Consider the following 22,097-nt stretch of genomic DNA (forward strand, 5'->3'; position numbering starts at 1 on the left):
TCATGCGCGCCTAAAATAACGAACGTCCGCCCGCCTCGCTCACGAGCCCCCATGAACGACGATCAACTCCTTCGCTACTCCCGCCACATCCTCGTCGACGAAATCGGCATCGACGCGCAACAGCGCTTTCTCGACGCGCATGCGATCGTCGTCGGCGCGGGCGGCCTCGGCTCGCCGGCCGCGATGTATCTCGCGGCATCGGGGGTCGGCACACTCACGCTCGTCGACGCCGATACGGTCGATCTCACGAACCTGCAGCGGCAGATCCTGCACGTGACGGCATCGGTCGGCCGCAGCAAGGTCGAATCGGGGCGCGACGCGCTCGTGCAACTGAACCCCGAGGTGACGGTGAACGCGGTCGCGGCGCGCGTCGACGATGCGTGGCTCGATGCCCACGTGCCGCATGCGAGCGTCGTGCTCGACTGCACCGACAATTTCGCGACGCGGCACGCGATCAACCGCGCGTGCGTCGCGCACGGCGTGCCGCTCGTGTCGGGCGCCGCGCTGCGCTTCGACGGCCAGATCAGCACGTTCGACTTCCGCGACGCGGCCGCGCCCTGCTATGCGTGCGTGTTCCCGGAAGACCAGCCGTTCGAGGAAGTCGCGTGCGCGACGATGGGCGTGTTCGCGCCGACCGTCGGGATCATCGGCGCGATGCAGGCGGCCGAGGCGCTGCGCGTGATCGGCGGCATCGGCAAGACGCTGAACGGGCGGTTGATGATGCTCGATTCGCTGCGGATGGAATGGACGACGATGAAAATCGCGCGCCAGGCCGATTGCCCGGTATGCAGGGGCCGGCACTGACGCGCGACGGGCATGCGCCAGGCCGCGCATGCATGACGTTTCGCCATGGTTAGCGGCGGCAAGAACGCCTAGGCAGCCGCATCCGCCCGCGGCTCGGCGACCGACAGCCGCTGCAGCGCCGCCTGCACTTCTTCCGGCTCGAACGCGGCCAGCACGTCGGCCGTCGGCTTTTCGAGCGCCTTCAGGTGTGCGCGCAGGATCTCCTGCTTCACGACGAGCAACTGGCTCGGGTGCATCGAGAACTCGGTGAGCCCCATCCCGAGCAACAGGCGCGTGAGCGCCGGGTCGCCCGCCATCTCCCCGCACACCGACACCGACACGCCCGCGCGCTTCGCTTCGCGCAACGTGTACGCGATCAGGTGCAGCACGGCCGGATGCAGCGGGTCGTACAGGTGCGCGACCGCGTTGTCGGCGCGATCGATCGCGAGCGTGTACTGGATCAGGTCGTTCGTGCCGATCGACAGGAAATCGAAGCGCTTCAGGAACAGCGGCAGCGCGATCGCCGCGGCCGGGATCTCGATCATCGCGCCGAGGCGCACGTTCGGATCGTACGCGAGCCCCGCGTCGTCGAGCTGGCGCTTCGCCTCGCGAATCAGGTCGAGCGTCTGGTCGATCTCCTGCGCGTGCGCGAGCATCGGGATCAGGATCTTCACCTGGCCGAACGCGGACGCGCGCAGGATCGCGCGCAACTGCGTGAGGAACATCTGCGGCTCGGACAGGCTCCAGCGGATCGCGCGCAGGCCGAGCGCCGGGTTCGGCGCCGTTTCGTAGCCTTCGTCGAGCGCCTCGAGCGGCTTGTCCGCGCCGACGTCGATCGTGCGGATCGTCACCGGCATGCCCTTCATCCACTCGACGGCGCGCTTGTACGCGGCGAACTGCTCTTCCTCTTCCGGCATCTCCTTCTGATGCATGAACAGGAACTCGGAGCGGAACAGGCCGACGCCGACCGCGCCGGCCTCGACGGCTGCCTTCGCGTCGTCGGGCAGCTCGATGTTCGCGTACAGGTCGATCTTCGTGCCGCACAGCGTTTGCGTCGGCGAGAACTTCAGGCGCTGAAGCTTGCGTTGCTCCAGCACCTTCTCGGACTGGCGGTACGAATATTCCTCGAGGACGATCGGCGCGGGATCGACGATCACGATGCCCTGGTCGCCGTCGACGATGATCAGGTCGTCCTGGCGGATCAGCGAACTCGCATGCTGCACGCCGACCGCGGCCGGAATGCCGAGGCTGCGCGCGACGATCGCCGTGTGCGACGTGCGGCCGCCGAGATCGGTGACGAACGCCTGGAACGACTGCGTCTTGAACTGCATCATGTCGGCCGGCGCGATGTCGTGCGCGACGACGATCATCTCGTTCGTGCCGTTCCTGGCCGCACCGTCGAGCGCCTGCGACGCGGACGGCGCACCGGCGAGCGCCTTCAGCACGCGCTCGACCACCTGCTCGATGTCGGCCTTGCGCTCGCGCAGGTATTCGTCCTCGATGTCGTCGAAATGGCGCGTCAGCAGTTCGAGTTGCTCGGTCAGCGCCCATTCGACGTTGTAGCGGCGCGTGCGGATCAGGTCGATCGTTTCCTGCACGAGCATCTCGTCGCTCAGGATCATCGTGTGGACGTCGATGAATGCGCCGACTTCGCTCGGCGTGTCGTCGGTCAGGTCGGCGCGCAGCGCTTCGAGCTCGCGACGCACGACGTCGCGCGCCGTGCGGAATCGCTCCACTTCGGCGTCGGTCTGGTTGGCCTCGATCAGGTAATGGGCGACGTCGAGCGCCGCCGGCGCGATCAGATAGGCTCGCCCGATCGCGATACCTCGTGAGACGGGAATGCCATGCAGCGTGAAGGACACGCGCACCTCCTCTGTACAAGTAAAGCCGCGGCACACTGCTGCGATGCGCTTATGACCCCGGTTAGCGATTATAAATTCCGCGACTCCCCGCTGACTGCATGCAGCGCAGCATTGCGCATTCCGCATCAATGCTTCCGACGAAAAAAATGCCGCGGTATCCGCGGCATTCTGACTGGAAACGGCAATGATTCCGCGTCGCGCTCACTGGCCTTCGCCGAACTTGTCGGCGATCAGCTTCAGCAGCGCGTCCATCGCTTCCCGCTCGTCGGGCCCGTCGGTCTCGATCGTCACGGTGCTGCCGATGCCGGCCGCCAACATCATCACGCCCATGATGCTCTTCGCGTTGATCTTGCGCCCGTTGCGTGTCATCCAGACTTCCGACTGGAAGTTGCCGGCCAGTTGCGTAAGCTTGGCCGATGCGCGCGCATGGAGCCCCAATTTATTGACGATGGTGGTTTCTTGTTGAAGCATGATTCTCGGTCGGGTCGGTCGGGACCGCCGGCGGCGCGCGCCGGCGGGTCGGTCTAAAACGGAAAACGGAGGCTCAGTGCGATTCGGTGCGCGGCTGCGGTTCGGGCGGAATCGGCGCGCACTGGCCGCAACCGGTTTCCGACGGCGGCGGCGGCGTGCCGGCCGACACCTCGTGGACGCCCTTCGCGCCGCCGGACAGCGCCTTGTCGACCAGCTTGTCGAGCGGCACGGTGCGGTAGCAGACGGCCCGCACGAGCATCGGCAGGTTCACGCCCGCGAGCACGCGCACGTTGTCGAGCTTCGCGAGCTGGCCCGCGATGTTCGCGGGCGTCGCGCCGTACATGTCGGTCAGCACGACCACGCCGTTGTCTTCCCGGAGCCGCGCGAGTTCCGCGTGCGCGAACGCCATCACCTGGGCCGGATCGCTGTCCGCCATCACGTCGATGCAGCCGATGCGGGCGGGCACGCCGCCGTAGATGTGCGCGATGCAGTCCCGCAGCGCGGTGGCGAGCGGCGCGTGCGCGATGATCAGAATCCCGGCCATGTCAGATCGCTCCCGGCCGCCCCTGGCGGGCCGATACCCCGCGGCGGGGCAATGAGCGTAGCGAGTGTGGGGAACGTTTCATGTTCAGCCTTGCAACAGTGTCGGCCCGACCGCCGGGCCTTCGGTGCGCCGATCGCGGCACCGGGCAAGCGGGCATTGTAGCAGGCCGGTCAGGCGGCTCCGGCGACGGGGGGCCTGCGCGGCCGCCGCCGGGGTTGCGCGGAAGGCGGCCTACGCGGCCGCACGCTCCAGCGCGTCGATGAACATCGCGGCGACGTCGAAGCCCGTCTGCTCCATGATCTCGCGGAAGCACGTCGGGCTCGTGACGTTCACCTCGGTCAGCCAGTCGCCGATCGCGTCGAGGCCGACCAGCAGCAGCCCGCGCGACGCAAGCACGGGCCCGAGCGTTGCGGCGATCTCGCGGTCGCGGGCCGTCAACGGCTGCGCGACGCCGAGCCCGCCCGCGGCGAGATTGCCGCGCACCTCGCTGCCCTGCGGAATCCGCGCGAGCGAATACGGCACCGGCTCACCGCCGATCAGCAGGATGCGCTTGTCGCCGGCCTTGATCTCGGGGATGAACTTCTGCGCCATCACCGAGCGCGTGCCGTCGTGGCTCAGCATCTCGACGATCGAGCCGAGATTCATGCCGTCTGGCTTCACGCGGAACACGCCCATTCCGCCCATTCCGTCGAGCGGCTTCAGGATCACATCGCCGTGCTCGGCGTGGAACGCGCGCAGCCGCTTCGCGTCGCGCGTGACGAGCGTCGGCGCGACGAACTGCGGAAATTCGCCGATCGCGAGCTTCTCCGAATGATCGCGGATCGACTGCGCCCGGTTGAACACGCGCGCGCCGGCGCGCTCGGCCAGCTCGAGCAGCCACGTCGACGTCACGTACTCCATGTCGAACGGCGGATCCTTGCGCATCAGCACCGCGCCGAACGATTCGAGACGGCGCGCATCGACCGGACCCGCGTCGAACCAGGTATCGCGATGCAGGTCGTCCAGTTCGCCGACGAACGTGATGCGCCGCACGTCGGCCTCGACGGCCGAGCCCGTCCACGCGAGGTGGCGCGGCTCGCACGCGTATACCGCATGCCCGCGCCGAGCGGCCTCCGCCATCATCGCGTAGGTCGAATCCTTGTAGATCTTGAAATGCTCGAGCGGGTCGGCGATAAAAAGAATGTCCATGCGGGTCCTGTACGTAGCGAAGGTCCGTTACACCTGGATGGCTTCGGGGTCGGTCTTTTCCAGTTCGATCGACGACGCGATCAGCGACAGCCGCGCGACGACGCCGTACATGTAGAAACGGTTCGGCGGCGCGGCGCCCGGCTTCGCGCCGGCATCCGGCAGCGCGGTGTGCTCGAAGCCGAGCGGCACGTAGTGCATGCCGGGCGCGTTCAGGTTCTGGTCGCGCTCGCGGCCGCCGTGCGTGCGGTAGAAGCCGCCGACCACGTAGCGGTCGATCATGTACACGACCGGCTCGGCCACCTCGTCGCCGACGCGCTCGAACGTGTAGACGCCTTCCTGCACGATCACGTCGCGCACCGCGAGGCCGGCCTTCGATTCGGCCATCTGCGCGCGCTCGGCCTTCGTCATGCGGCCGATCTCGGCCGCGTCGTGCACGGTCATCACGCCGCGGCCCGCGGTGCCCGCGTCGGCCTTCACGACGACGTACGGTTTCTCGCTGATCCCGTATTCGCGATACTTGCGCGCGATTTTCTTCAGCACGCCGTCGATCGCGTCGGCGAGCGCCTGCTCGCCTTCATGCGCCTGCCAGTCGACGCCTTCCACGTGCGCGAAATACGGATTCACCATCCACGGATCGACGCCGACCATCTTCGCGAACTTCTTCGCGACGTCGTCGTAGCACGCGAAGTGCGTCGACTTGCGGCGCACGGCCCAGCCCGCGTGCAGCGGCGGCAGCAGGTACTGTTCGTGCAGGTTTTCCAGCACGGCCGGGATGCCGGCCGACAGGTCGTTGTTCAGCAGGATCGAGCACGGATCGAAATTCTTCAGGCCGAGGCGGCGCTGCGAACGCTCGAGCGGCTCGAGCACGATCTTCTGGCCGTCGGCCAGCGTGATCGGCGTCATGTCGGTGATGCTGGGGTCGAGCGAGCCGAAACGCACGTTCAGGCCGGCCTGGCGCATGATCGTCGCGAGGCGCGCGACGTTTTCCAGGTAGAACGCGTTGCGGGTCGGCAGCTCGGGAATCACGAGCAGATTCTTCGCGTCCGGGCAGATCTTCTCGATCGCGGCCATCGCGGCCTGCACGGCGAGCGGCAGCACTTCGGACGGCAGATTGTTGAAAGCGCCGGGAAACAGGTTCGCGTCGACGGGCGCCAGCTTGAAGCCGGCATTGCGCAGGTCCACCGAACAATAGAACGGCGGGGTGTGTTCCTGCCATTCGAGCCTGAACCAGCGTTCGATCGCAGGCGTCGCGTCGAGGATCTTCTGCTCGAGTTCGAGCAGCGGACCGTTCAACGCGGTAACGAGGTGGGGAACCATGAATCACTCGCGAGCGGGAGAATGAAGATTGTAGAGCAATTGCCTTGCCCATTTGGGGATTGTTCCCGGCTTCACAAGGATATGGAGGAAGTTTTCGGCTATTGACCCGATAGAGTGAAGGGTTATCCGCTACGGCAGCACGCGTCAGGAGAAAAAAAGCCCGCCGGGTAGGCGGGCCGAAGTCGCTGCGCTCATTCGGGGCGGGCGCCGTCGTCGCGGCGGCCCGCCGTGGTTCGTGTGACTTATTCCACGTGCTCGCCGTGCAGCACCACGTCGAGGCCTTCGCGCTCTTCCTCTTCGGACACGCGCAAGCCGATCGTCAGATCGATCAGCTTCAGCAGCACGAAGCTCAGCACGCCGCTGTACACGAGCGTGATCAGCACGCCCTTCGCCTGCAGCAGCAGGCTGCCGTCCATGCCGCCGATGTCCTTGACCGCGAATACGCCGGTCAGCAGTGCGCCGAGAATCCCGCCCACGCCGTGCACGCCGAACGCGTCGAGCGAATCGTCGTAGCCGAGCTTCGACTTGAGCCACGTCGCCGACCAGAAGCACACGACGCCCGCCGCGATACCGATCACGAGCGCGCCCGCCACGCCGACGAAGCCGGCCGCCGGCGTGATCGCCACCAGACCCGCGACCGCGCCCGACACGATGCCGAGCACCGACGGCTTGCCCTTCGCGATCCATTCGGCAAACATCCAGCCGAGCGCCGCGCAGGCCGTCGCGACCTGCGTCGTCAGCATCGCGAAGCCGGCACGGCCGTCGGCCGCGACCGCGGAGCCCGCGTTGAAGCCGAACCAGCCGACCCACAGCATCGACGCGCCGATCATCGTCAGCACGAGGTTGTGCGGCGCCATCGATTCACGGCCGTAGCCGACGCGCTTGCCGAGCACCAGGCACGACATCAGGCCCGCGATACCGGCGTTGATGTGCACCACGGTGCCGCCCGCGAAGTCGAGCACGCCGTCCGCCGACAGCCAGCCGGTCGGCTCCCACACCATGTGCGCGATCGGCACATAGACGATCAGCGACCAGAGCGTCATGAACACGAGCATCGCCGAGAACTTCATGCGATCGGCGAATGCACCGCAGATCAGCGCCGGCGTGATGATCGCGAACGTCATCTGGTAGACGAAGTACACCGATTCCGGAATCGTCGACGCGAGATGGCTGACCGTCAGCGTCGTCGCCTTGTCGCCCTTGATGTAGCTCATGCCGTGCAGGAACACGCGCGACAGGCCGCCGATGAAGCCGTTGCCCGGCGTGAACGCGAGGCTGTAGCCGACCACCGTCCACAGCACCGTGATCAGCGCGGTGATCGCGAAGCTTTGCATCACGGTCGCGAGCACGTTCTTCTTGCGGACCATACCCGCGTAGAACAGCGCGAGGCCGGGGATCGTCATGAACAGCACGAGCGCGGTGGACGTGAGCATCCACGCGGTGTCGCCCGCGCTGATCTTCGACGAATCGACCGAGAACGGCGCGGTGGGCGCCGCCGGTGCGGCGGCGGCAGAAGCCGCGGCCGATGCGTCGGCCGCGCCCGAAGCGGGTGCGGCAGCGGCGGTGGCGGATGCGTCGGCGGCCGGCGCCGAAGCGGCCGGTGCGGCGGCAGCCGATGCGTCGGAAGCGGCGGCAGCGGGCGCGGAAGCAGCCGCGGTGGAACCAGCCGCGGCGGACGCCGCGTCGTCGGCGAGCGCGGAGCCGACGCCAGCCGCGATCAGCGAGCCGGCCATCAGCAGGGACATCAGAAGTTTGCGCATCTTGGGTTTCCTCTTGTCGCTTGTCTTGTCTGTTCTGTTACAGCGCGTCCGCGCCTGTCTCCCCGGTGCGAATCCGGATCACTTGTTCGATCGGCGTGACGAAGATCTTGCCGTCGCCGATCTTGCCCGTGCGCGCGGCCCGCTCGATCGCTTCCACCGCCTGGTCGACGAGATCGTCGGACACGGCCGCCTCGATCTTCATCTTCGGCAGGAAATCGACCACGTACTCGGCGCCGCGGTACAGCTCGGTGTGCCCCTTCTGGCGCCCGAACCCTTTGACCTCCGTCACCGTGATGCCCGAGACGCCGAGCGCCGACAGCGCTTCGCGCGTCTCATCGAGCTTGAACGGCTTGATGATTGCGGTAATGAGTTTCATGAAGTCCTCTCGCTGGGTTGTCCCGTCGGATGAGTTGGAATGTTGTGACGGACTCTTCTCAGCAACTCGCATGCCATGTTGGTCCGAGCACCGTCTCGAAGGGCTCCGGAACGGGGTCGCATCCCGCAACGTAAGGCGCGAAAGCCCGGCCGAATGGCCAACATGGCCCGGTTTGCTGGCGCGGCGAAAGGATCGTTGCTAGAGTGCACGCACGTCCCGGATCGCCGGGCCATTCACCCATGCGGGCGCCATGCCCGGAATTCGCGCCCCGCGCGCACCATTTCCGGTCATGCGTGCATCATGGGCACGTATGCAACTGAAGATGCACATTTTTTGTGCAAGGAAGGGGAATCACATGAAGCAACCCAGCGACGTTTTCAACGATCTGCAGTCGCGCGTCAGCGATTTGCTGAAAAACTCGCCGGCCAAGGACGTCGAGCGCAACGTGAAGGCCATGCTGTCGCAAGGCTTCTCGAAGCTCGATCTCGTCACGCGCGAGGAATTCGATACGCAGGCACAGGTGCTCGCCCGCACCCGCGTGCGCCTCGAGGAGCTCGAAAAGCGCGTCGCGGAACTCGAGCAGAAGCTCGCCGCCCCGCAGGCCTGACGCCCCACCCGGCCGCAAGGTCCGGGCGCGGGCCGCCCCGTGCGGCTCGCGCCCGCCACCCCGAAGCCGCTCCGCCGCACTTCATCGTCGGTCGTTCTTCGCAGCCCCTCTTCGTCGTCCATCGCTCTTCGTAGTCCATCGCTCTTCGTAGTTCGTCGCTCTTCGCAGTCCGTCGCTCTTCGCAGTTAGTCGTTCCGCAGCACCTCGTTCTTTCTCCGCGCCACGCCGGCAAGCGCGCATCCGATTCCTCCGCGTCCCGCGGCATGCGGCCCCGAACGGCCGTCGTCCGCCTGTTTACAGGAGCCTCGCCATGTCGCTCGCCGTGGTGCGCAGTCGCGCGCCCGCCTCCGGCCGCGCGCCGGACGTCACCGTCGAAGTCCATCTCGCCAACGGGTTGCCGTCGTTCTCGATCGTCGGGCTGCCCGATCTCGAAGTCCGCGAAAGCCGCGAGCGCGTGCGCGCCGCGCTGCAGAACTGCGGGTTCGAATTCCCGGTGCGCCGCATCACCGTCAATCTCGCGCCGGCCGACCTTCCGAAGGAATCGGGCCGCTTCGATTTGCCGATCGCGCTCGGCATTCTCGCCGCGAACGGCCAGATCCCGGCCGACGCGCTGGCCGGCCGCGAATTCGCGGGCGAGCTGTCGCTGACGGGCGCGCTGCGGCCGATGCGCGGCGCGTTCGCGATGGCGTGCGGCGCCGCGCGGGACCGGCGTGCGGAGGAATCCGGCGCGGGCCTGGCCGGCGGCCCAGGCGTGGATCCCGGCGCCCCGCGCGATTCGAGCGCGACATCGCGCCCGCCCGAGCTGTACCTGCCGCTCGACAGCGCCGCCGAGGCCGCGCTCGTGCCGGGCGTGACCGTATTCGGTGCGCGCGACCTGCCGGCGCTGTGCGCGCACCTCGCCGATGCGCCGGACGGGCGGCTCGCGCCGGTCGCCGCGCCCTGTCTCGACGGCCTGCCGGCACCTGCCGCGCCCGATCTCGCGGACGTCATCGGCCAGCGCGGCGCGCGACGCGCGCTGGAAGTCGCCGCCGCGGGCGGCCATCACATGCTGATGGTCGGCCCGCCGGGGGCCGGCAAGTCGATGCTGGCGGCACGGCTGGCCGGCCTGCTGCCGCCGCTGACCGACGACGAGGCGCTGACCTCGGCCGCGCTGCTGTCCGCGAGCCGGCTCGGCTTCTCGCCCGCGCAGTGGCGCCGCCGGCCGTTCCGCGCGCCGCATCACTCGTCGAGCGCCGCCGCGCTGGTCGGCGGCCGCAATCCGCCGCAGCCGGGGGAAATCACGCTCGCGCACCTCGGCGTGCTGTTTCTCGACGAACTGCCGGAATTCGACCGGCACGTACTGGAAATGCTGCGCGAGCCGCTCGAAGCCGGCCGCATCACGATCTCGCGCGCGGCCCAGCAGGCCGACTTCCCCGCCGCGTGCCAGCTGATCGCCGCGATGAACCCGTGCCCGTGCGGCTGGCACGGCGATCCGTCCGGGCGCTGCCGCTGCTCGCCGGACGTGGCCGCCCGCTATCTGCGCAAGCTGTCGGGGCCGCTGCTCGACCGCATCGACATCCAGATCGACCTGCCCGCGCTGTCGCCGGCCGAACTCGCGACCCGAGCGACGGCGCCCGGCGAACCGAGCGCGGCGGTGGCCGCCCGGGTCGCGCAGGCGCGTGCGCTGCAGCTCGATCGGCAGGGCAAGACGAATCACATGCTGAGCGGCCGCGAAACCGACGACCTGTGCCGACCGACCGACGAAGGCGAGCGGCTGCTGCGCGAGGCCGGCGAGCGCTTCGGCTGGTCGGCGCGTGCGTATTTCCGCGTGCTGAAAGTCGCGCGGACGATCGCCGATCTGGCCGGCGACCCGCTGCCGACGGCCGCGCAGATCGCCGAGGCGATCCGCTACCGGCGCGCGTTGACGGGGCTGTGAGCGGCCCAGGAGGACAAAATCATGCTGTCAAGACTTGACTTATGCACAATTTCGCGAATCCGGCCCCGGATCGCGGCTCGCCGCGGCCTTTGCCGGACGGAATTCGTATCCCTTTGTTTCGATTGATTTTTCTCAAAAGGAGAACGGGCGGCCAAACGGGCCGGAAGGCCGTCCCGCGCGGCTTCGCGAGAAATACCGGCCACTTTTCAACAAAGTTATCCACATGCGCTGTGGATAGCCGAAAAACCCTCGCAAAATCCGGCGATTAGCGTCGAAAGCTGCGAATGAACTTTCAGTTGTCACAGCGTGTCCGAGCGCCCTCGCCGGCCGTCGTCAATCCAGCTTGAACGAACCGAAAAACTGGTCGAGCTGCTCCTGCGCGAGCGGCCCATCGGCGATCACGACAGCCTGGTACGCGTGTCGGCCGCGCGCGGCGAGCCGCGCGACGATCGTCTTGCGCGCGCGATCGCCGCCGGCGGCGGCACCCGCGATGCGCAGCTCGAGCCCGTTCACGGCGCCGCCGGCCGCGAGGGGCACGGGCACCGTCGCCGTCTGCGGCGCGCCTTCGAGGTTGCGCGACAGCCCTGCGCGCAGGAATTCGAGCGCCGCGCGGCGTGTGTCGTCGCGGTCGTCGGGCAACGTCAGCGTGCCGACCGCGAATACCGCGCCGTCGACGTGCGCGGCCTGCATCCGCATCGGCATCGACGTACCGCCGAGCGCCACCGGCTGCTCCTCGACGGTCGGTTTCGCCGGCAGGTCGATCGTGTAGCCGGCGTCGTTGTGCAACGTGCGCCAGTCGTACGACGGCGAGCACGCGGCCAGCGCGGCGCTCAGGCAGGCCAGCGCGGCGAAGTGTCGCAGCGGGCGAAAAAGGGGGCGCAACGAATCGGTGACTTCCTTCGGCATGGCGTGGATCGCGGCAGGCAAAACCACCATTATCCGTCGAACCGGAAAACCGGAATGCGCGGCCGCCGCCGGTGCGCGCACCGCATTCGCGCTAAAATGAGCGCCGAATTTCGACGCCCTTTGCGTCGATCAGCGTCATCGACTCCGAGAGCACCAGATGAACACCACGCCTTCCGCCCGCCGCAGTGCCGGCCCCGTCCGCTACCTCGCCGCGGCCGCCGTCGTCGCGGCGATCGCCGTCGCCGGCTTCTTCGCGTTCAACGGCAAGTCCAGCGTGCCGGACGCGACCTTCACGCTGCTGTCGGGCCAGAAAGTCTCGACCGCCGGCGACCTGAAGGGCAAGGTCTATCTCGTGAACTTCTGGGCGACGAGCTGCGCGACCTGCATGCAGGAAATGCCGCAGATGGTCGACACCTACAATCGCTTCAAGGGTCAGGGGCTGGAGTTCGTCGCGGTCGCGATGAACTACGATCCGCCGATGTACGTCGCGAATTACGCGCAGACCCGCCAGTTGCCGTTCAAGGTCGCGCTCGACGACGGCAGCGTCGCGAAGCAGTTCGGCAACGTGCAACTCACGCCGACGACCTTCGTCGTCGACAAGGACGGCAAGATCCTGAAGCGCTACGTCGGCGCGCCGCAATTCGCGGAACTCGACGCGCTGCTCAAGAAGGCGCTCGACGGCAACGCTGCCTGAGCACCGCCGAATCCGGCCGGAAAGCGCGCGCACCGCGCCCCGCCGGCAAGAAACGGACCGCATGACCGGGCAACCCGGTTTCGCGGTCCGTTTGCTTTTCAGCGCTCGGTTTCGCCTTTCGCCGACAGCCCGTAGCGCTTCATCTTCTCGTACAGCGTCGCCTTGCCGACATGCAGCCGGTCGGCCGTTGCCGCGACCGCGCCGCCCGTCTGGTTCAGCGCCTGGGCGATCACTGCGCGCTCGAATTGCTCGACGCGCTCCTTCAGCGTCTGGTCGTTGTCGGCGTCGTCGCCCGCACCTGTTTGCTGCGGCACGTCGGCCACGCCGAGCACGAAGCGGTCGGCGGCGTTGCGCAGCTCGCGCACGTTGCCCGGCCAGTCGCGCTGCATCAGGCTCGCGCGCTGCCGGTCGGTCAGCACCGGCGCGGGCCGGCCGTAGCGCACGGCCGCATCGAGCATGAAGTGCTCGAACAGCGGCACGATGTCCTCGCGGCGCTCGGCGAGCGGCGGCAGCGCGATCGTCACGACGTTGAGCCGGTACAGCAGGTCGCGCCGGAACGTGCCGGCCGCGACGAGCTCGCTCATGTCGCCCTTCGCGGCCGCGACCACGCGGCAGTTCACGCGGATCGGCTGGTTCGAGCCGAGCCGCTCCAGCACGCCGTCCTGCAGCACGCGCAGCAGCTTCACCTGCAACGCGAGCGGCATGCTTTCGATTTCGTCGAGGAACAGCGTGCCGCCGGACGCGTATTCGAGCTTGCCGACGCGCCGCTTCGCGGCGCCGGTGAACGCACCGGGCTCGTAGCCGAACATCTCCGACTCGAACATCGGCTCGGGCAGCGCGCCGCAGTTCACGGCGATGAACGGCTTGTCGCGGCGCGGCGACAACTCGTGCAGGCTGCGTGCGATCAACTCCTTGCCGGCGCCCGTGTCGCCGTTAATCAGTACCGACGCGTCCGTCGGCGCGACGTTCGCGATCAGCTTGCGCACCTGCTCGATCGCGGGGCTGCGGCCGATGATGCGCGGCGCGACGACGTTCTGCCCGGCCAGCTCGCGCCGCAGCGCGTGATTCTCGAGCACGAGCTCGCGGCGCTCGAGCGCGCGGCGCACCGTCTCGATCAGGCGCTCGGCCGCGAACGGCTTTTCGATGAAGTCGTAGGCGCCGTCGCGCATCGCCTGCACGGCCATCGAGATGTCGCCGTGCCCGGTGACGAGGATCACCGGCACGTCGGGCACGCGCTCGCGGCACTGCGCGAGCACGTCGAGCCCGCTCGCGCCGGGCAGCCGGATGTCGCTGACGATCACGCCGGCGGTATCCGCGACGATCGCCTTCTCGGCCGCTTCGGCCGACTCGAAGCCGGCGACGTCGAAGCCCGCCAGTTGAAGGCTCTGCACGCTCGCCCGGCGCACGAGCGCATCGTCTTCGATATAGATCACTTGCAGCCGGTTGGCCATCGTACTCACTTGCTCCTGACGAGCCGCGCGCGGCTCTCGTTGATGCCGGTCGTTCGCCGACCGGGCCTGCTCACGCTAATGCGAGCCCGCCGGCTCGGACACGGAGTCCGGATGATGCGTGCGGGCGCGCCGCAGCGTCAAGACGAACAGCGCGCCGCCCGACGGTGCGTTGCGTGCGGTCAGCGCGCCGCCCGCGTCGCTCGCGATCGACGACGAGATCGCGAGGCCGAGCCCGAGCCCGCGCCCCATTTCCTTGGTCGTGAAGAACGGCTCGAACAGGCGCGGCAGCAAATCGGGCGCAATGCCGGAGCCGTTGTCGCGCACCTCGACCGCGAGCGTCGCGGCCGACACCGCGATCGTCACCTCGATGGCCGGCGCCGCGACGCCGGCCACCGCGTCGAGCGCGTTGCCGAGCAGGTTGATCAGCACCTGTTCGAGGCGCAGGTCCTCGCAGCGCGCGACGAGTTCGGGATAGTCGCGCGCCAGATCGAGCGGCGCGTCGCGCGCGGGCGAGACGGTCGCATCCTGCAGCGTCAGCGTGAGCGCGACGCCGCGCAGGCGCTCGTCGAGCAGCGACAGCACGCTGCGCAGCGCGCGCACGACGAGCGCCTGCTCGTTGCGCGGCTTCGCGCGGCCGACGAACAGCTTCAGCTGGTTGGTGATCTTGCCCATCCGCTCGGTGAGCGCGGCGATCGCCTCGAGATTCTCGCGCGCGGCGGCCTGCTCGCCGCGATCGAGCAGCACGCGCGTGTTGTCCGAGAAGCTGCGCAGCGCCGCGAGCGGCTGGTTCAGTTCATGCGTGATGCCGGCCGCCATCTGGCCGAGCGCGGCGAGCTTGCTCGCCTGGATCAGTTCGTCGTGCGCGGCGCGCAGCTCCTGCTCCGCGCGGATCCGGTCGCCGACTTCCTTCTGCAATTGCTCGTTCGCCTCCGACAGGTCGGCCGTCCGCTCCTCGACGCGCCGGTTCAGCTCCGCGTACGCCTGCTGCAGCAGCGCGCGGCCGCGGATCATCTCGCGCACGCGGGCGCGGCGCATCCGCCAGTAGAACGCGAGCAGCGCGACCGACACGAAGCCGAAGCCGGTGACGATCGTGGCGTTGCGCGCATCGGCATCGATCGGCGCGATCGGCGCGAGCGTGACGAGCAGCCAGTCGGGCTCGCCGATCCGGCGCTTGCTGGCGAGGAAGCGCGGCGCGCGCCGGCCGGCACCGAGGCGCACGATCTCCGCATCGGCGCCGAGCGTCTGCTCGACACGCAGCGGCAGCGGCGTGACCGGCTGCTGCGCGTACTGGCGCGTTTCGTAGATCGATGCGGCGACGGGCCCCGTGAGCGGGCGCAGCGTGTGGTACTTCCAGGCGGGCACGGACGACAGGAACACGACGCCGTGATCGTCCACGACGACGAGCGGCTCGGACGCGTCGGCGCCCTGGAACCATTCGAGATTGAGCTTCACGACGACGACGCCCGCGATCTTGCCGTCGCGCCACACGGGCTGCGAGATGTAGTAGCCGGGATCGCGCGAGATCGTGCCGATCCCGAAGAAGCGGCCGACCCGGCCGTTCATCGCATCGAGGAAATACGGGCGGAAACGGTATTCGATCCCGACGAAGCTGTCGGGTGCGCGCCAGTTGCTGGCGGCGACGCACAGGCCGTCCGCGCCGATCACGTAGGTGACGGTCGCGTGCGCGTGTTCGTTGAGATCTTCGAGATAACGATTGACGCGGGCGGTGTAATCGCCGCGCTTGGGCTCGGCCAGGAGGTCCTGCACGTACGGATGGCTGCCGAGCAGATAAGGCAACGATTCGTAGCGGTCGAGCGTGCTCTTGAGCGCGTTGGTGGTGCGCTCGACGCGCACCGCGGCATTGCGCTGCAGCTCGGCGACGCCCCGCTGCCACGTGATCGTCCACGTGAGCGCGCACGCCGCGACGAGCGCGGCGGCGAGCACGACGAGGATGAGCAGGCGGCGCGTCACGGTCGAGGCTTCCTGGCGATGCGGATCGCCTATTGTGTCATAGGCCTCCGCCCCGATGCCCCGACCGCCGCGGGCCGCACGGCCGGCGGGCCGTGCCGCCGCCTGCTCGTTCATCGCGTCAGACGCCGGCCGTCTCGGTCGGCGCGACTTCGGCGCCGCCCTTCAGCGCCTGGCGCAGCTTGTTGCGGTCGAGCTCCTTCTCCCACGCCGACACGACGACGGTCGCGACACCGTTGCCGACGATGTTGGTCAGCGCGCGGCATTCGCTCATGAAGCGGTCGATGCCGAGGATCAGCACCATGCCCGACAGCGGGATCGTCGGCACGACGGCCAGCGTCGCGGCGAGCGTGATGAAGCCCGCCCCCGTCACGCCGCTCGCGCCCTTGGACGTCAGCATCGCGACGGCCAGCAGCGTGAGTTGCTGCATCCACGTCAGCTCGATGTTGGTCGCCTGCGCGATGAACAGCACGGCCATCGTCATGTAGATGTTGGTGCCGTCGAGGTTGAACGAATAGCCGGTCGGCACGACGAGGCCGACGACCGAACGCGAGCAGCCCGCCTTCTCGAGCTTTTCCATCAGCTGCGGCAGCGCGGCTTCCGACGAGCTCGTGCCGAGCACGATCAGCAGCTCTTCCTTGATGTACGACACGAAGCGGATGATCGAGAAGCCGGTGAAGCGCGCGATCGCGCCGAGCACGACGAGCACGAACACGACCGACGTCAGGTAGAACGTGCCGATCAGCTTGAGCAGCGGCACCAGCGAGCCGACGCCGTACTTGCCGATCGTGAACGCCATCGCGCCGAACGCGCCGATCGGGGCCAGCTTCGTGACGATGTGCACGATGCCGAACAGCACGCGCGTCAGGCCGTCGATGAAATCGGTGACCACGCGGCCGCGCTCGCCGAGGTGTGCGAGCACGCTGCCGAACAGCAGCGCGATCAGCAGGATCTGCAGGATTTCACCCTGCGCGAACGCGTCGACCATCGTGTTCGGGATGATGTGCATCAGGAAATCGACCGTCGATTGCCCGTGCGCCTTCGCCGCGTACGACGCGACGGCCTTGCCGTCCAGCGTCGCCGGATCGATGTTGAAGCCGACGCCCGGTCGCAGCAGGTGCGTGGCCGCGAGGCCGAGCACCAGCGCGAAGGTCGACACGATCTCGAAGTACAGCAGCGCCTTGCCGCCGACGCGGCCGACCTTCTTCATGTCCTCCATGCCGGCGATGCCGGTGACGACCGTACAGAAGATGATCGGGCCGATCACCATCTTGATCAGCTTGATGAACCCGTCGCCGAGCGGCTTCATGTCGGTGGCGAGCGCCGGGTAGTAGTGGCCGAGGATCACGCCGACGATGATGGCGAAGATCACCTGCACATAGAGCACTTTGTAGAAGGGTTTCTTCTTCACGATGGTTCCTGCTGAAGTAGATGATGAGCCGGTGGAAACGGCGTCACGCGCGCGGGCGAATGTCACAGGAGAAAGCCAATCGCCCGCGCGGCTGCCGTGCCGCAACAAGCGATGCCTCAGAACATCCGACAGGGGAAGAAGGCGCTGGTCATCGATTGTCTCCTTGATGTAATAGTCAGGCCGAGGGGCGGCCATGCGCTTTATATTGCAAGGTCGATGCCAGGTTTCCGGAACCCCTCAAGCCGTTGTTTTCATTGTATTTCCCACAATGCGGCAGGCAAGGAAATCCGGGATTCCGGATTTCCGGAAAAGATCCGTCCGGCGATCCGGACGGATGGGCACATTGATCCGACGAATCAGTGCTGCACGGCCCGGCTCGCGAGCACGCCGGTCTGCGCGTAGAACTCCTGCCGCGCGAACGCGTCGCGCTCGCGGCGCGCGCGCTCGCCGCGATCCGCGAGCGAGCCGACGACGATCCCGACGAACGCGAGCGGCACCGACACGAGCGCCGGGTTGTCGAGGAACACCGGCGCGTGCGCATGATGCAGCACGTCGACCCACACCGACTTCGACAGCACCGTGAGCGCGACCGCCGACACGAGGCCGAGGCCGCCGCCGAGCACCGCGCCGCGCGTCGTCATCCCGCGCCAGAAGATCGACATCGCGAGCACCGGGAAATTCGCGCTCGCGGCCACCGCCGCGACGAGCCCGACCATGAACGCGACGTTCACGTGCTCGAACAGGATCGACAGCGCGATCGCGACGGCCGACAGCGCGATCGTCGCCGCGCGCGAGATGCGCATTTCCAGCCGCTCGTCGGGCTTGCCGCGCGCCCACATCTGCGCGTACAGGTCGTGCGAGATCGTCGTCGCGCCCGCGAGCGTCAGGCCGGCAACCACCGCGAGGATCGTCGCGAACGTGACGGCCGCGATGAACCCGTAGAACCAGTTGCCGCCGACCGCCTGCGCGAGCTTCACCGCGACCATGTTGGAGCCGCCGAGCAGGTCGTGCGTCAGGTTGAACGTGCCGTTCGCGCCGAGCCGGAAGAATTCCGGATGCTGCGCGAGCAGCACGATCGCCGAGAAGCCGATCACGAAGGTCAGCAGGTAGAAATAGCCGATGAAGCCCGTCGCGTAGAGCACCGACTTGCGCGCCTCCTTCGCGTTCGGCACCGTGAAGAAGCGCATCAGGATGTGCGGGAAGCCGGCCGTGCCGAACATCAGCGCGATGCCGAGCGACAGCGCATTGGCCGGATCGCGGATCAGCTTGCCCGGCCCCATGATCGACAGCGCACCCGGATGCACGGCCACCGCGCGGCGGAACATCGCGTCGATGTCGAAGCCGAATTCGCCAAGCGCCAGCAACGCGAGCAGCGTCGCGCCGAGCAGCAGCAGCACGGCCTTGATCACCTGCACCCAGGTGGTCGCGGTCATCCCGCCGAAGAACACGTAGACCACCATCAACACGCCGACGATCAGCTCGGCCGTGCCGTACGACAGCCCGAACAGCAACTGGATCAGCTTGCCCGCACCGACCATCTGCACGACGAGGTACAGCACGACGATCGTCAGCGCGTTCGCGGACGTCAGCAGCCGGATCGGCCGCTGCGCGAAGCGGTACGCGACGACGTCGACGAACGTGAACTTGCCGAGGTTGCGCAACGGTTCGGCGATCAGGAACATCACGAACGGCCAGCCCACCAGGAAGCCGATCGAATAGATCAACCCGTCGAAGCCGAACATGAACACCATGCCGGACAGCCCGAGGAACGACGCGGCCGACATGTAGTCGCCGGCGATCGCGAGCCCGTTCTGCAGGCCGTTGATGCCGCCGCCGGCCGTGTAGAAGTCGCGTGTCGAACGCGTGCGGCGCGCGGCCCAGCGCGTGAGCGCGAGCGTCGCGAACACGAACGCGAAGAACATCCCGATCGCGACCGGGTTCAGCTCGACCTTGTCGGGCATCGGGCCGGCGACGCCGGTCGCATGGGCGGCGGAAGAAACGAGAACGGCCAGCGCGCCGAGCGCGCTCGAAAGGAATCGCATGTCGGCCTCCGTTACGAACGCTGCAGGATCGCGTCGACGCGGCGATCGAACGCGCGGTTCGCGCGCAGCACGTAGCACGCGGTCAGGCCGATCGCGACGAGGATGATCGCGACGCCCGCGGCGATCCCGACCGTCGTCGTCGCGCCGCGGTACAGCGGCGCGGCGAGCACGTGCGGCGCGAGCGCGACGAGCAGGATGAAGCCGTAGTACGTGGCGATCATCAGCGCCGTCAGCATGAAGCTGAAGCGGCGCCGTGCCCGCACGAGCTGCTGGTAGTCAGGGCGCGCCGTGACCGATTCGATGACGGAAAGCTCCATGTTGTCTCCAATATCGTCTCGTCGTATCGCGAGAGCTGTCTCGTGGATGGTCGGCGCGTGTCGACTGCTCCGCCCGCGCCGCGGCGGCAATCCCTGCAACGCGTTACACGACGCGATCCGCACGCAGCCGCGCAACCGCGTCGGCCGACATCCCGAGCCAGTCGCCGAGCACCGCGTCGGTATCCGCGCCAAGCACCGGCGGCGCACCGCGCACCGGCAGCCGCGCGCCGTCGAAGCGGTACGGCGGCGCGAGCACGTCGACACCGCCCGCGACCGGATGCGGCTGCCGCGTGACGAGCCCGGCGCGGGTGGCGCGTTCCGACGTCAACGCTTCGTGCAGCCCGAGCACTTCGCCGCACGGAATGCCCGCGGCGGCGAGCGCCGCCAGCAGCGTCGCACGCGAGCGGCGCGCGAGTTCGCGGCGGATCTCGGGCAGCAGGTCGGCGCGATTCTCCGAACGGCCGAGGTTGGTCCTGTAGCGTTCGTCGGCCGCGAGATCGGGCCGCTCGATCGCGTCGCAGAAGCGCGCGAACTGCGTGTTGTTGCCGACCGTGATCACGAGCGGGCCGTCGGCCGCATCGAATACGCCGTACGGCACGATCGACGGATGCGCGTTGCCGTAGCGCGGCGGGTCCTCGCCCATCAGCAGCGCATCGAGCCCGTAGTACGCGGTGATCATCAGCCCGCAGTCGAACAGCGCCATCTCGATGCGGCGACCGCGCCCCGTCGCATGGCGTTCGTACAGCGCGGCGAGGATCGCCTGCGCCGAATACATGCCGGTGAACAGGTCGACCGCCGCGACGCCGAACTTCAGCGGCGGCTGGCCGGCCTCGCCGTTCAGCGCCATCAACCCGGCCTCGCCCTGGACGACGAGGTCGTAGCCGGGCCGCGCGGCCTCCGCGCCCGATCGGTCGTAGCCCGAGATCGCGCAGTGCACGAGGCGCGGATTCAGCTCGGCCAGCGCGTCGTAGCCGAGCCCGAGCTTCTCCGCGCCGCCGAACTTGAAGTTGTGGAGCACCACGTCGGCCCGCGCGGCCAGCTCGCGCGCGATGCGCTGGCCGGCTTCCGTCTGCAGGTCGACGCAGATCGAGCGCTTGCTGCGGTTCACGCTGTTGAAATAGGTGGTTTCGGTGTCGCCGATCCGCAGCCCCCAGTCGCGCGTATCGTCGCCGCGCGCCGGATGCTCGACCTTGATCACTTCCGCGCCGAAATCGGCGAGCACCATCGCGCACCACGGGCCCGCGAGCACGCGCGAGAAATCGAGCACCTTCACGCCGGCCAGCGGCAGCGCGCGCGCTTCGTTCGTCATCGTCGTCTCCTCCATTCGCGTTTGCGCCGTTATCGTTTGGACAGCGCGATGTAGCGCGCGAGATGGTGATCCTCGTCGCCGAGCTGGTGATCGATCATCACGAGCCGCTTCGCGTAGTGCGCCAGCGGCAACTCCCACGTCATCCCGATTCCGCCGTGCAGCTGGATGCTTTCCTCGGCGACGAGCGTGCCGATCCGGCCGATGCTGTATTTCGCCGCCGCGAGCGCGCGCTCGCGCACCGCACGCGGCGCATCGAGCTGCGCGGCCGCGTTGATCACGGCCGAGCGCGCCTGCTCGACTTCGAGCAGCAGATCGGCCATCCGGTGCTGCAGCGCCTGGAAGCTGCCGATCGGCAACCCGAACTGCTTGCGCGTGCGCAGATACTCGAGCGTCGCTTCCTTCGCGACGTCCATCGCGCCGAGCGCTTCCGCCGACAGCGCGAGCAGCCCGTAGCCGAGCACGCGTTCGAGCAGCTCGGCGCCCGCTTCGCCGTCGTGCGCGCCGAGCGCCGCATCGGCCGGCAGCGCGACGCGCTCGAAGCGCACTTCGGCCGCGCGGCCGCCGTCGATCTTCCGGTAGTCGCGCAGCGACACGCCCGGCGCCTCGGCCGGCACGACGAACAGGCCGATGCCGGCCGCGTCGTCGTCGCGCCCCGACACGCGCGCGCTGACGACGAAGAACGCCGCCTGCGCGGCCTGGTCGACGACGCCCTTCGCGCCCGTCAGCACCCAGCCGTCGCCTGCACGTTCGGCGCGCGTGCGCACGGTCGTCAGCTCGTAGTGCGAACCCGGCTCGTCGTGCGCGAACGCGGCGCTCGCGCTGCCGTCGATCAACGCGGCGAGCTTGTCGCGATGCGCATCGCCGCCCGCGAGCGACAGCGCACGGCCGGCCAGCAGCGCGCCGAGGAACGGCTCGACGACGAGCCCGCGCCCGAGGCATTCGAACACCACGGCGATGTCGAAGCCGGCGCCGCCGAAGCCGCCGTCGGCTTCCGGAAACAGCGCGCCGACCGTGCCGAGTTCGGCGAAGCGCCGCCACATCGCGCGGTCGAAGCCTTCGGCCGACTGCGCAATGCGGTCGCGCACCGGGAACGCGTACTGTTCGGCGATGAAGCGGTTCAACGTGTCCGCCAGCATCCGGCGATCTTCTGTGTGCTGAAAATCCATCGTCGCGTCC

The 22,097-nt window shown here is 68.3% G+C and carries 19 protein-coding genes; 4 read left to right on the forward strand and 15 right to left on the reverse strand.

Going from position 1 to position 22,097, the window contains the following annotated elements; all coding sequences use genetic code 11:
• The first annotated feature begins 51 nt into the window (after positions 1–51).
• The gene (locus WT24_RS20260) at positions 52–804 is read left to right on the forward strand and encodes a molybdopterin-synthase adenylyltransferase MoeB (protein WP_059795482.1); all 753 of its coding nucleotides are present in this window, start codon (positions 52–54) and stop codon (positions 802–804) included.
• Positions 805–872: 68 nt separating this feature from the next.
• Here the strand turns inward: WT24_RS20260 and ptsP are convergent, their stop codons facing one another.
• The 7 genes from ptsP to WT24_RS20295 all read right to left on the reverse strand — a co-directional run bounded on the left by ptsP (position 873) and on the right by WT24_RS20295 (position 8,301).
• Positions 873–2,645 carry a phosphoenolpyruvate--protein phosphotransferase gene (ptsP, locus tag WT24_RS20265; protein ID WP_059506695.1) on the reverse strand — a complete coding sequence of 591 codons (1,773 nt, stop codon included), beginning with the start codon at positions 2,643–2,645 and terminating at the stop codon, positions 873–875.
• Positions 2,646–2,846: 201 nt separating this feature from the next.
• Positions 2,847–3,116 carry an HPr family phosphocarrier protein gene (locus WT24_RS20270; protein WP_059506557.1) on the reverse strand — a complete coding sequence of 90 codons (270 nt, stop codon included), beginning with the start codon at positions 3,114–3,116 and terminating at the stop codon, positions 2,847–2,849.
• Between the two features lie 73 nt (positions 3,117–3,189).
• Positions 3,190–3,660, reverse strand: a complete 471-nt coding sequence (locus WT24_RS20275) for a PTS sugar transporter subunit IIA (RefSeq protein ID WP_034208464.1) — start codon at positions 3,658–3,660, stop codon at positions 3,190–3,192.
• A 231-nt stretch (positions 3,661–3,891) separates the two neighbouring features.
• Positions 3,892–4,848 (reverse strand): glutathione synthase, encoded by a 957-nt coding sequence (gene gshB, locus WT24_RS20280; protein ID WP_059795481.1) that lies wholly within the window; start codon positions 4,846–4,848, stop codon positions 3,892–3,894.
• 27 nt (positions 4,849–4,875) lie between these two features.
• On the reverse strand, positions 4,876–6,165 hold the full coding sequence (gene gshA / locus WT24_RS20285; protein ID WP_034208466.1) for a glutamate--cysteine ligase: 1,290 nt from the start codon (positions 6,163–6,165) through the stop codon (positions 4,876–4,878).
• A gap of 242 nt (positions 6,166–6,407) precedes the next feature.
• A complete protein-coding gene (locus tag WT24_RS20290) occupies positions 6,408–7,925 on the reverse strand; it encodes an ammonium transporter (protein ID WP_059506553.1) in 1,518 nt (505 codons plus the stop codon).
• Between the two features lie 37 nt (positions 7,926–7,962).
• Positions 7,963–8,301: a P-II family nitrogen regulator gene (locus WT24_RS20295; RefSeq protein ID WP_006398175.1), complete on the reverse strand. Its 339-nt coding sequence runs from the start codon at positions 8,299–8,301 to the stop codon at positions 7,963–7,965.
• A 355-nt stretch (positions 8,302–8,656) separates the two neighbouring features.
• On the opposite strand from WT24_RS20295, the gene WT24_RS20300 reads away from it, so the two are divergent.
• Positions 8,657–8,908, forward strand: a complete 252-nt coding sequence (locus WT24_RS20300) for an accessory factor UbiK family protein (RefSeq protein WP_006489451.1) — start codon at positions 8,657–8,659, stop codon at positions 8,906–8,908.
• A gap of 310 nt (positions 8,909–9,218) precedes the next feature.
• Entirely contained in the window at positions 9,219–10,823 is a 1,605-nt protein-coding gene (locus WT24_RS20305; RefSeq protein WP_060035698.1) for a YifB family Mg chelatase-like AAA ATPase, read from the forward strand.
• A gap of 333 nt (positions 10,824–11,156) precedes the next feature.
• Here the strand turns inward: WT24_RS20305 and WT24_RS20310 are convergent, their stop codons facing one another.
• A complete protein-coding gene (locus tag WT24_RS20310) occupies positions 11,157–11,729 on the reverse strand; it encodes a hypothetical protein (RefSeq protein ID WP_059795411.1) in 573 nt (190 codons plus the stop codon).
• Between the two features lie 157 nt (positions 11,730–11,886).
• Here WT24_RS20310 and WT24_RS20315 point away from each other — a divergent pair, with 157 nt between their 5' ends.
• Entirely contained in the window at positions 11,887–12,423 is a 537-nt protein-coding gene (locus WT24_RS20315) for a peroxiredoxin (protein ID WP_034208469.1), read from the forward strand.
• A 98-nt stretch (positions 12,424–12,521) separates the two neighbouring features.
• Here WT24_RS20315 and WT24_RS20320 read toward each other — a convergent pair whose 3' ends face one another.
• The 7 genes from WT24_RS20320 to WT24_RS20350 form a co-directional block, all read right to left on the reverse strand.
• Positions 12,522–13,874 carry a sigma-54 dependent transcriptional regulator gene (locus WT24_RS20320; protein WP_059506693.1) on the reverse strand — a complete coding sequence of 451 codons (1,353 nt, stop codon included), beginning with the start codon at positions 13,872–13,874 and terminating at the stop codon, positions 12,522–12,524.
• Between the two features lie 75 nt (positions 13,875–13,949).
• A complete protein-coding gene (locus WT24_RS20325) occupies positions 13,950–15,959 on the reverse strand; it encodes an ATP-binding protein (protein ID WP_059506548.1) in 2,010 nt (669 codons plus the stop codon).
• A gap of 4 nt (positions 15,960–15,963) precedes the next feature.
• Complete coding sequence (locus WT24_RS20330) at positions 15,964–17,253, reverse strand: dicarboxylate/amino acid:cation symporter (RefSeq protein WP_059506547.1); 1,290 nt, start codon at positions 17,251–17,253, stop codon at positions 15,964–15,966.
• Positions 17,254–17,609: 356 nt separating this feature from the next.
• Positions 17,610–19,295 carry a cation acetate symporter gene (locus tag WT24_RS20335; protein ID WP_060035699.1) on the reverse strand — a complete coding sequence of 562 codons (1,686 nt, stop codon included), beginning with the start codon at positions 19,293–19,295 and terminating at the stop codon, positions 17,610–17,612.
• 11 nt (positions 19,296–19,306) lie between these two features.
• A complete protein-coding gene (locus WT24_RS20340) occupies positions 19,307–19,612 on the reverse strand; it encodes a DUF485 domain-containing protein (protein WP_034208474.1) in 306 nt (101 codons plus the stop codon).
• Positions 19,613–19,715: 103 nt separating this feature from the next.
• Positions 19,716–20,921 carry a CaiB/BaiF CoA-transferase family protein gene (locus tag WT24_RS20345; RefSeq protein ID WP_060035711.1) on the reverse strand — a complete coding sequence of 402 codons (1,206 nt, stop codon included), beginning with the start codon at positions 20,919–20,921 and terminating at the stop codon, positions 19,716–19,718.
• A 29-nt stretch (positions 20,922–20,950) separates the two neighbouring features.
• Positions 20,951–22,087 (reverse strand): acyl-CoA dehydrogenase family protein, encoded by a 1,137-nt coding sequence (locus WT24_RS20350; protein ID WP_059795402.1) that lies wholly within the window; start codon positions 22,085–22,087, stop codon positions 20,951–20,953.
• Positions 22,088–22,097 lie beyond the last annotated feature (10 nt).

The sequence above is a fragment of the Burkholderia sp. MSMB1078WGS genome, from assembly GCF_001528895.1.
GTDB lineage: Bacteria > Pseudomonadota > Gammaproteobacteria > Burkholderiales > Burkholderiaceae > Burkholderia.